The organism is Aporhodopirellula sallentina SM41 (genome assembly GCF_000346505.1).
Taxonomy (GTDB): domain Bacteria; phylum Planctomycetota; class Planctomycetia; order Pirellulales; family Pirellulaceae; genus Rhodopirellula; species Rhodopirellula sallentina.
In genome coordinates, this window is record NZ_ANOH01000178.1 from 19,782 (window position 1) to 29,195 (window position 9,414).

Genomic DNA, 9,414 nt, shown 5'->3' on the forward strand with positions numbered 1-9,414 from the left:
GAAAGGCAGTGTTGGCGATAGGACGGAACGGCTTGCGCGCGATGATTGAAACTGGATGAGTTCTACGGTCGTTGGAACCTATCACGCAGACGCTCGATGCGCTCTCGATCACCGCAACCGACGAGGTGATCGTTGACGATTCCCATCGACTGCATGAACGCGTAGCAGGTAGTCGGGCCGACGAATTTCCAGCCGCGACGTTTGAGTTCACGACTCATTTGAGTGGACTCACCGGTGACCGCGGCAATGTCTTGGCGGCGTCGCGGGGGGCGAGACCGCGAAGGTTCGAATTGCCAAAAGAATGCGGCCAGTGAACCTTCGCTGGATCGCATTTCAATTGCTTTGCCCGCGTTGTGAATCGTCGCATTGATTTTGCCGCGATGTCGAATGATCGATTCATCTTTGGTCAGCCGATTCACATCGGCGGCAGAGAAGCGACCGACGGTTTCGCAATCAAAGTCGGCAAAGGCTTTTCGAAACGCGGTTCGACGCCGCAGAATGGTCAGCCACGAGAGTCCACACTGGAAACCTTCGAGACAGATTTTCTCAAACAAGCGGTGGTCGTCTTTAACCGGTGTCCCCCATTCCTGATCGTGATACCGGCGGTACTCTTGGTCGTCTCCGCACCACCAACACCGTGCTCGGTTTTGATCGTCATACAGCAGATCGGTAGTCGGATTCATCAGTGCGGCAATTCCATGTTGGATTGTTGGAGCAGCGAATGAAACGTCATCCGTTTTTTCGATATTTCACGGAGCAATTCGACAGCGCACCAATGATGACCTATTCTTGAATTCATTGCACCCTGATCGTGTCGCCGACACGAAGACCGTTTTGACGAAGTCATTGGCCTCCATGATGTCGGTTATTCAGAAAATCAAAAGCCACGGAATCGCTCATTCGATTGAAATCATCTTCAATCGGGTTGTTCCCGCATGGTGCTTTCGGTACTCGGTGGGAACGGTTTACGAACTGGATGCGGAAAAGCTAGCGGATCTTCTCGCCGAACTGAACCTGAATCCATTCAAGCTAAGGCGGGTGGAAGATCCGTCCGAACTCGAGGAACTGCGTGCGTTTACCTGGAACTCGGTTCCGGTAGAAACCACCATTGGACACTACGGCTATGCGATCAGTCGTGCCTCTGAACCCGACCTGCCGATCGGTGGAGTATGGGGTGGCGTCAATCAGTTCAACGAGGCTGATCTCGGATTTCAAATTCAACTGAAAAGCGAGCAGGCACTCGTTTACTGTGCCTACGTGAGCAAAGACGCCCGGGGAGAAGGCATCTACAAACGACTGCTGCCGTTCGCCGCAAAAGATCTCACCTCGGAAGGCTATCGTAATTTGACCGTCATGGTTCAGCCGTGGAATAAAGCCTCGACCTACATTCACCAAAAGTATTCCAAGCGGACGCTGGGGAATGTGTCCGTCGTCAGGATCTTCGGTCTCGCGATGGTGTTCTGCAGTGGCGAGATTTCGAAGAACAAAACCTGCACGACGGGGCTGGTGTCCAATCCAGTGGTGATCGAATTGCCTTCGTCAAACGAGCGAGGCTAGTTTCTCGGGCCGGCGGTAGTGGATCTTGTTAAAGATCCCGCTGCATGAGGATCTTTAACAAGGTCCACTACCCGAACACCGGAGAGTGACTTGGAGAATGGTGTGCCGATGTCGCCAGACTTAGCGGGTCTGAATTTTGGCGAATTCAGCTACCGGGATCGGACACGTCAGCGTGCAAAGTGCTCTAGCGAAGGACCTGCTGCGTGAATTGATCTTGGTTCGATCGAGGGCGGCTGGATTGCGAGCGGACGCAGATGATGGTGGAGACGATTAGCAATACCACCGCTAGGCACAAAGCGACTCCGGAAATCCATAAATCGATTTGAGAAGGATGAGTCGGAGACTTCATTCGGCAACGCTGCGTTTGGGTTGGTGAAAGGGGAATGCACCAGAAAGCAGACGTATCCGGCAGTCATTCGCTGCGGGCACGTCCAGGTGCATCGTTTCCATTTAATCCAATCGTAGCGGCACGCCAAGTTGGGCCAATTTGACGCAGGGCGTCCAACCGTGCAAATCACCGCGTTAACGCGGTGGCCGTGCGACGATCGACCGCATGGCGGCGAAACAACGGGTGTGCTGCCCGTTGTTTGTGCCGCATCGTTTGGCGATCCGCACGTGAGCGAAGCGTGGCCGGCGAGTTACGGTTGCTTCCGCAAATCGAGCCATTCGCTGTGGAAGGTGCCTTCGCGGTCGACCCGCTGATACGTGTGGGCACCGAAGTAGTCACGCTGGGCTTGGAGCAGGTTCGCAGGCAAGCGTTCGAGACGGTATCCGTCGAAGTAGTTGAGTGCCGCGCTGAATGCCGGAACCGGAATGCCGAGCAAGGAAGCAGCCGACACGACCGCCCGCCATCCGCTCTGAGCGTTCTCGACGGCTTCTTCGAAGTACGGATAGAGCAGCAGGTTCTCGAGGTTGGGTTGCTCGTCGAATGCTTCTTTGATGCGATCGAGGAACTGAGCACGAATGATGCAGCCTCCTCGCCACAGCAACGCCGACTGACCGTAGTCGAGGCCCCAATCGTGTTCTGCCGATGCGGCTTGCAATTGCACGAAGCCTTGGGCGTAACTGACGATCTTCGATGCGTAGAGCGCGTCGTGGACGGCTTGGACGAAGGCTGCTTTGTCGCCGACGAGGCTCTTGGCGAGCGCGGACATTTCCGGGTTGTTGGAATCCGTAGGTCCGTTGAGTTTCTTGCTCGCTCGGGTGCGGGCTTCTTTCTGTGCCGAGAGTCCGCGAGCGAACACGGCGGTGGTGACCAGGGTGCTCGGCACGCCGAGGTCGAGAGCGAGTTGGCTCATCCACTTACCGGTTCCCTTGGCACCGGCGACATCGAGGATCTGATCAACGAGGAAACCGTCGCCGCCCTGATCGTCCTTGGCGCTAAAGATGTCTCGGGTGATTTCGATCAGATAGCTTTGCAGAACACCTTCGTTCCACTTCGCGAAGACGTCATAGAGTTCTTCGTTGGACAACCCGCCGAGTTCGTGCAGCAATTGGTAGGCTTCGCAGATCAACTGCATATCGCCGTACTCGATCCCGTTGTGCACCATTTTGACGTAGTGACCGGCACCGCGGGGACCGACCCACTCGCAGCATGGGATGTCGTTGTTCGGGCCAACCTTGGCAGCGATGGACTGGAACATGTCCTTGATGTGCGGCCACGCGGCTTCGGTTCCGCCGGGCATGAGGCTCGGGCCTTTGAGAGCACCTTCTTCCCCACCGGAGACACCGGCACCGACGTACAGCAGGCCTGCCTCTTCGACGAGTTTGGTGCGTCGCTCGGTGTCGACGTAGTAGGTGTTACCACCGTCGATGATGATGTCGCCTTCATCGCAAAGTGGGATCAGCGAGTCGATGATCGCGTCGACGGCGGGGCCGGCTTTGACGAGCATCATCAATTTACGTGGGCGGGCGACCGCGGCGACGAAGTCCTCAAGCGTATGGGTGCCGACGAAGTTTTTGCCCTTCGCACGACCTTCGATCAACTCGTCGACCTTGCTGGTCGTCCGGTTGTAAACGGCGACCTTGTAACCACGGCTCTCAACGTTGAGAGCTAGGTTCTCGCCCATCACGGCCAAGCCAATCAGTCCAAAATCACAATCACCGCTCATGGTATCTGTCCACCCAATAAGGTTGTTTAAATGTTGTCGATCTGAGTAAGCAGGGATTCTAAATGGTTGGAGGGGAGCCGAGAAGGTGAGAGGAAGCGCGCAGCGTCAATCGGCCCGATCGGGAGCGATTGGTGAACGATTAATCCGGCTCGCACGAGATCACGCGGGAGCGATCGACTTCCTACGGCTGCGGCAGACGACGCACCGGAGTCTATTGATCACCGTAACGCTGACCGAGCGTTTTCACAACGGAGGCGACGGCGTCGCGGTATTCTACGGGTGAGAGCACCTCGGCATCGGCCCCGAGTGCGAGAACCTTCGGCAGGAGCTCGCGTGGATGGGAGGCGGGGACGGTCAGGATGAAGTCCGTGTGGGCGTCCTCATCGTCGATTTCCGCGGAATCATCGCCGCCGGATGATTCAACCGGTTCGAGGATTTGGTCCGGATGCCACGGGTCTTCTTTTACGTAGGACGCCGAACGTGGACCGAGACGGATCTGGACCGGCGTCGATGTTTCCCCGGAAAAGATTCCGATGCTCTTGCTGAGGAATTTGGACAGATCGACGTTGGGATCGGGCTTGAAATACTCGTCCGTGACACGCGCGTGTTTGAACCGATCGAGTTTCCAGTTCCGCAGGCGTTCGGACGCGTCAGTCACTTCCGGGGCCGCCGCGACTACATAGATGCTGCTTTGATGGACGGCCAACGCGTAGGGTTCGATTTGTCGCTGGGTCGCCGGCCGGCCGACCGATTGATACTCGATCTCCGCGACGCGGTGTTCGAGAATGCAGCGGGTGATCGTTTTCAACATGCCCGCGTGGGCGGCATAGGTTTTCGACGGGGTGCCGGAAACGTAGAGCACCTTTCGATACCGTTGATAGTGCTCGTAAACGCCCTCGGGGATCGCTTCCTGGACTTTGTTCCAGAACGTTTCGATCCCTTGCCAATACTGCGTTCCCATCAAAGGCGTCAGTAGTTCGCGACCGATCGCCAACGCAATCAGCTCGGTGGCCGAAAACGCAATTTCATGAACCGCGGTATGGTTGCGACCGAGTCGGTAGACTTTCCCTCGCTCGACCATTTCGTTTTGAATGTCATAGCCGGCCGCTTGGAGAGCTTCGATGTCGCGGCGGACGGTACGACCGTGCAGGGTGGTCAGCCCGAGATCGGCAACGAGGTCGTATTTTAACTCATCAATGGTGCGGCCGAAGCGAGAGTCTTCGAGCAATTGCAACAACTTGTGCTGCCGAATGAGTTGTTCGTTACGTGCCACGTTGGATCCATCCGAGGTTGAGAAGCGGGCGGGAAGGGATGCCCCATTCTTGCGGGCGGCTCGTCGTTTTCAAACGAACGAAATTCAGCCTGTGGGCGTTCGCGAAACGAGTGGGTAGAAAAGTCGACCGATTGCAAACGATAGAGAACTGTCGACCGGACGGGGTTCGGGGAGAACAAGGCGGTGAGTTTTTCGATCCATCCCAAACGCACACGAGCCTCACGCGGCGAGGCCCGAGACCTGGACATGCGTCGGCCGAAGGTATCCCAGCCCTGTTCGCGATGTTGAATTAATCGTTTAACGGTCAGCCGTAGGCGACCTACTTGCCACTAATCGTCGCCTACGGCTACCGGTTAAACGAAAACAGGTTGACACTTGATTAAATCGACAAATTTTACTGAGGCGAGTTCAACCCGGGGATTTGCATCGGCGATCCACCGCCGGGCAGCGAGGCTCCCGCACCGGAGCCACTGTCATCACCTTCGGCGGCGGTCAAAAGCTCATCACGATCAATCCGCAGTTCGCGATAAGTGGTCTCCGGGATCACGTAGTACCAATCAGCGAAACGAGCGTTCAGGTCACTGACACGTCGCTTGGCGGCGTTGAGGCGATCCTTTCTCGCGTCGAGCATACGGGTATTCTCTTTGAGAATCTTCTCCTGCTCGGCTTCGAGACGCTCTTGCTTCTCTTCATCGCTGAGGTCGGCGAATGCGATCTCGTCGGAATCTTCTTCGGAGTCCGCGTCGTCTTCATCACCTTGCCCGGCGCCGGTCGCCTCACCACTGCCTTCGACCTCCACCTCGGAGACACTGCTGTCGGCAGCGTCGCCTGATTCGGGCTCAGCATTTTCCGATGACTCAGCAGTTTCCGACGAATTTTCTTCGGCGGTGGGCTCCTCGGTTGAGCCTTCTTCAGCGGTCTCGCTCGACGGTTCGTCGGTCGTTTCCTCGACGGCTTCTGTTTCTTCGGAGGCGGACTCTTCCTTCATTTCGGCTTTGTCCGATTCGCTTTCTTCGCTGGACTCTTCGGCTGCTTCCGATTCTTCGGCGGGCTCGGCGTCGCCGTCTTTCATTTCGGCTTCGGTGGCCGCTTCTTCGGCAGCAGGCTCTTCGGCCGGTTCCGTTGTCTTTTCGGCTTCGACACCCAACATCGCCGCGAGTTCTTCGATGGTTTGTGGAACCGGTTTGAGTTCCGGTGCCGGGAACTGGTCTTCATCAACGCGTGCGGTGACGAGTAGGTATCGGTTGACTCCGGTCGAGGTGCCGTCTTCCTCGTCGCTGTCTTCCGACTCATCCTCCTCGCTCAATCCCGATACGTTTCCGAATCGCAGCACATATTCGACGCCGTCGTTGAGCGTGACGTCGAGCTCACCGTTCGCCGAGAGCACCTCGACGGGTGCGTCGGGGCGAGCCTGCACAGGAAGGAAGCCGCGATCGACGAGCGACTGAACCGCTTCGTTATCCGAAACCAAGTCTTTGTCGGCACGGAGGTTTGCACTCATGCCTTCAGGTTTGCGGACGACGTCGACAATCTTCAAATCATCCAACGCGTTCTTGATGTCGTTGAGTTTCTCTTTATTGACGATTTGGGTTGGGTCCACGTCGACTTCCACAGGGTCAGCTAACGGGCTGTCCGATGGGTACTCAAGCAATTTCTCGAGTCGCCAATCGGTTCCGTCGGCGGTAACGACTGCGGTGTAGTTGCGATCGACCGAGAAGCCACGTGATGACATCGAGGCGGCGTAATCTTCGATCCGCATCGCTTCGATGTCGATGCTGCTGAGCTGCAACAAGTCGTCTTCGATCCAGTCCTGGAACTTGGTCGACAAGGCGGGCTCGTCGAGTTCGACGACATACACGGGGTCTTGGCCGGGTTTGCGGACGTAGAAGCGTCCCTCTTCATCTTTGACCGGATTCCCGATAACGAGCGATGCGAGATCCTTTTGCGATTCGTCGCGGAAGGTAACCAGACGTCCCACACCGACATCGCCAACCTCCAGAACCTCAAGTTTCGGCTCGACGACACCAAGCGCCTCGTGGTCTTCGGCGTTTCGGGTTTGGACGTCGAGGATTTGAAGGCCGACGAGCGCGTTGGCGGCGTCCTTCATTTGCTCGACCGCGTCCGCCGGATAACCTTTCCGCGAAGGGATGGTCCACATGCCGGTTTCCCGGTCGCGACGGACTTCGAACGTGTCGACCTGCCCCTGTTCCTCATCGAAGGAAACAATCTTCAGGCTCGCCGCGGTGAGCGGATCTTTGAAGTTCTCGAATAGTTCCTTGCCCGCACGGACGGAGACTTCTTCACGTTCCGAAGCGGGCCATGAAACGAACAGACCGACGGCTAGCATGACCGCGCCGATCACACAGAACAGTCCGGTTTTTTGTCCTTCGTTCACTTTTGATCGTCTTTGTGTGGGAGTTCAGTTGAGGGAGTTCGCAAAGGGCGATCGGCCCACGTCCGGATAGAACGTGAAGGCCGAATCCGTCGGCGGCCACACCCGCGATGGGCGTGATGACGCCATGGCAAATGTCTACTTCAGTCGGCTCTTGCTGATGTTTTCACGTTCACGCAGTCGTCGTGACGCGAACACCATGATGCCGACGATGAGCGGCGGGAAGCAAGGCAACGCCACCGCCAACGTCTTGACCTGGTTTTGAATCGCCGTGACGTCTTGGTCGGCCTCGCGGCGGACGTCGCGGATCTTCTGATCGCGTTCGCGTTCCATCCGTTCGCGACGAACCGCGAGCATGCGTTGTTGATTTTCCTGCTTGATCTGGAACGCGGTCAGTTTCTCCTGCAGGACGCTCTGTGGGACTTCGCCGTCCTCGCGCTCTTCCTGCAGTTTCTCGACTTCCTCACGCAGCGACTGCAATTCGGTGTCGATCTTCTCTTGAGCGACGCGGATCGTTTCGTCGAATTCCTTTTGGAAATCGCGGCTACGTTTGCGGACCTGGCTGTTGGCCTGTTCCTTCCGAGCGTCAATCATCTTGAGGCTGGCAAAGTTCAGTTCGTGGTTACGAACGTCGATGAAACTGGTGTCACCCGTGAGCCAGTCGATCGCGTTGAGGGCGAAGGTCACGTTTTGCAACTGCAGCCGCAGTTCCATCTGTTTCGGGTCCGCACGGATGATCAGGAACTCCGGCAGGATCACGTCGGTGTCGGCGACATAGACGACTTTGATGCCGTTGTTCGCGGCGGCGGATTCGTCCGCTTCTTCACCCTCGGCGTCCGATTCCGCTTCGCCTTCGATCGCCATTGCGATCGGCATCCGTGGGTTGATGCCTTGGATTTCTTGAGCGAGCGTTGCCGAACCGCTGAGGATCTGACGCACCGAGTTGGCGTCGAGCGTTCCCGAAACAGGACCGGTCGAAAGCAACGGCGTGTGCTTGAGCTTGCCGCCTTCTTTTGCTTCCACGCCACCAGCAAAAATCGCGAGCACTTGGCTCAGACCGGCTGTGATCGGGTTGTCGTCACTGAGCGATTCCCCCGGTTCGGAGGCGAGGGCTTCGTCGATGAACAACCAAAGTTCGTTTGCCGCTTCGAGGGCGGGGTACGGGTTGTGTTGTTGCCACGCGAGGTCGGGAGCGTACATGCCCTGGGCCGCAGCGGAGCCTGGAACGTTCAGCTCCAGAACGCTCCACAGCGAACGGATATCGCCTTTGGGTTGCGGGCCACCACCGCCCATTCCCATGAACCCGCCGCCGGCTTGCTTGGGATCGCCGGTCGGGGTGATGTAGGAGGCACCAACCGGTCGCGGGTCCTCGAAGATCGCCGTAGGCACACCGGCTTGGATCGCCGTAACCAATCGGTCGAACTGTTGAGGATCGAGCGACGAAGGCTGCACCGCGAGCAACGCGTCGTACATGTCCGGTGAAATCGGAGCGGTCAGGTCGACCTCCTCGACTTCGTACTGTTTCGCCAATTCATCGATCAGCGGGTGTTTCTCGATTCGCTGCATCTGCATCCCAGACATCACAACGCCACCCATCAGGTTCGCGTCGGACTTCACGATGCCGAGCCGTTTTCGATTGCCGCTGGCAACGGTGTTGATCGAACGAACGAGTTCGTATTCGACCGGGATGCCGTATTCAAAGATCGGCACGGTGACTTTTTCGAGGCCCGAGCGGAACGCGGCACCGAGGATGAGTTGTTTTTGCGTGTAGGCGCCCTTCTCGCGGAAGGTACGCGTTACCGGTTCGATCCCGAATCGTTCTGCCGCGAGGGCGGCGTCATCGCTGAACAGATCGATGCCGTCGTACATGTTGACTTCGATCGTGCGGTTGCGTTTGGCAGCCTCGGCTCGGAACTCTTTGAGCAGGTTGATCAGCTCGTAACGCGTTTGAGCGTAAAGCTCCGGCACTTCGTTGCTGATGAACGCGTCGATGACAATCGGGCGATCGTCGTCGAGGTTACGAATCAGGTTTTTGGTTGCGTCGGCGAGCGAGCTGACCTTGCCCTCGGTCATGTCGCGGC

5 protein-coding genes and 1 pseudogene are annotated in these 9,414 nt (G+C 57.4%); 1 reads left to right on the forward strand and 5 read right to left on the reverse strand.

Annotation, left to right across the window (positions count from 1 at the left end):
* Positions 1–62: 62 nt before the first annotated feature.
* On the reverse strand, positions 63–683 hold the full coding sequence (locus tag RSSM_RS11520; RefSeq protein WP_008678381.1) for a DNA-3-methyladenine glycosylase I: 621 nt from the start codon (positions 681–683) through the stop codon (positions 63–65).
* Between the two features lie 106 nt (positions 684–789).
* Here RSSM_RS11520 and RSSM_RS11525 point away from each other — a divergent pair, with 106 nt between their 5' ends.
* Positions 790–1,557 (forward strand): GNAT family N-acetyltransferase, encoded by a 768-nt coding sequence (locus tag RSSM_RS11525; protein WP_236621092.1) that lies wholly within the window; start codon positions 790–792, stop codon positions 1,555–1,557.
* A 638-nt stretch (positions 1,558–2,195) separates the two neighbouring features.
* On the opposite strand, the gene gnd is transcribed toward RSSM_RS11525, so the two are convergent.
* The 4 genes and pseudogenes from gnd to RSSM_RS11550 form a co-directional block, all read right to left on the reverse strand.
* Positions 2,196–3,668: a decarboxylating NADP(+)-dependent phosphogluconate dehydrogenase gene (gene gnd, locus RSSM_RS11530; protein ID WP_008678388.1), complete on the reverse strand. Its 1,473-nt coding sequence runs from the start codon at positions 3,666–3,668 to the stop codon at positions 2,196–2,198.
* Between the two features lie 211 nt (positions 3,669–3,879).
* Positions 3,880–4,941, reverse strand: a complete 1,062-nt coding sequence (locus RSSM_RS11535; protein WP_008678389.1) for a helix-turn-helix transcriptional regulator — start codon at positions 4,939–4,941, stop codon at positions 3,880–3,882.
* A 394-nt stretch (positions 4,942–5,335) separates the two neighbouring features.
* Positions 5,336–7,336, reverse strand: a complete 2,001-nt coding sequence (locus tag RSSM_RS11545) for a DUF4340 domain-containing protein (protein ID WP_008678392.1) — start codon at positions 7,334–7,336, stop codon at positions 5,336–5,338.
* 135 nt (positions 7,337–7,471) lie between these two features.
* Positions 7,472–9,409: pseudogene (locus tag RSSM_RS11550) on the reverse strand (Gldg family protein); the annotation flags it as partial.
* Between the last annotated feature and the right edge of the window lie 5 nt (positions 9,410–9,414).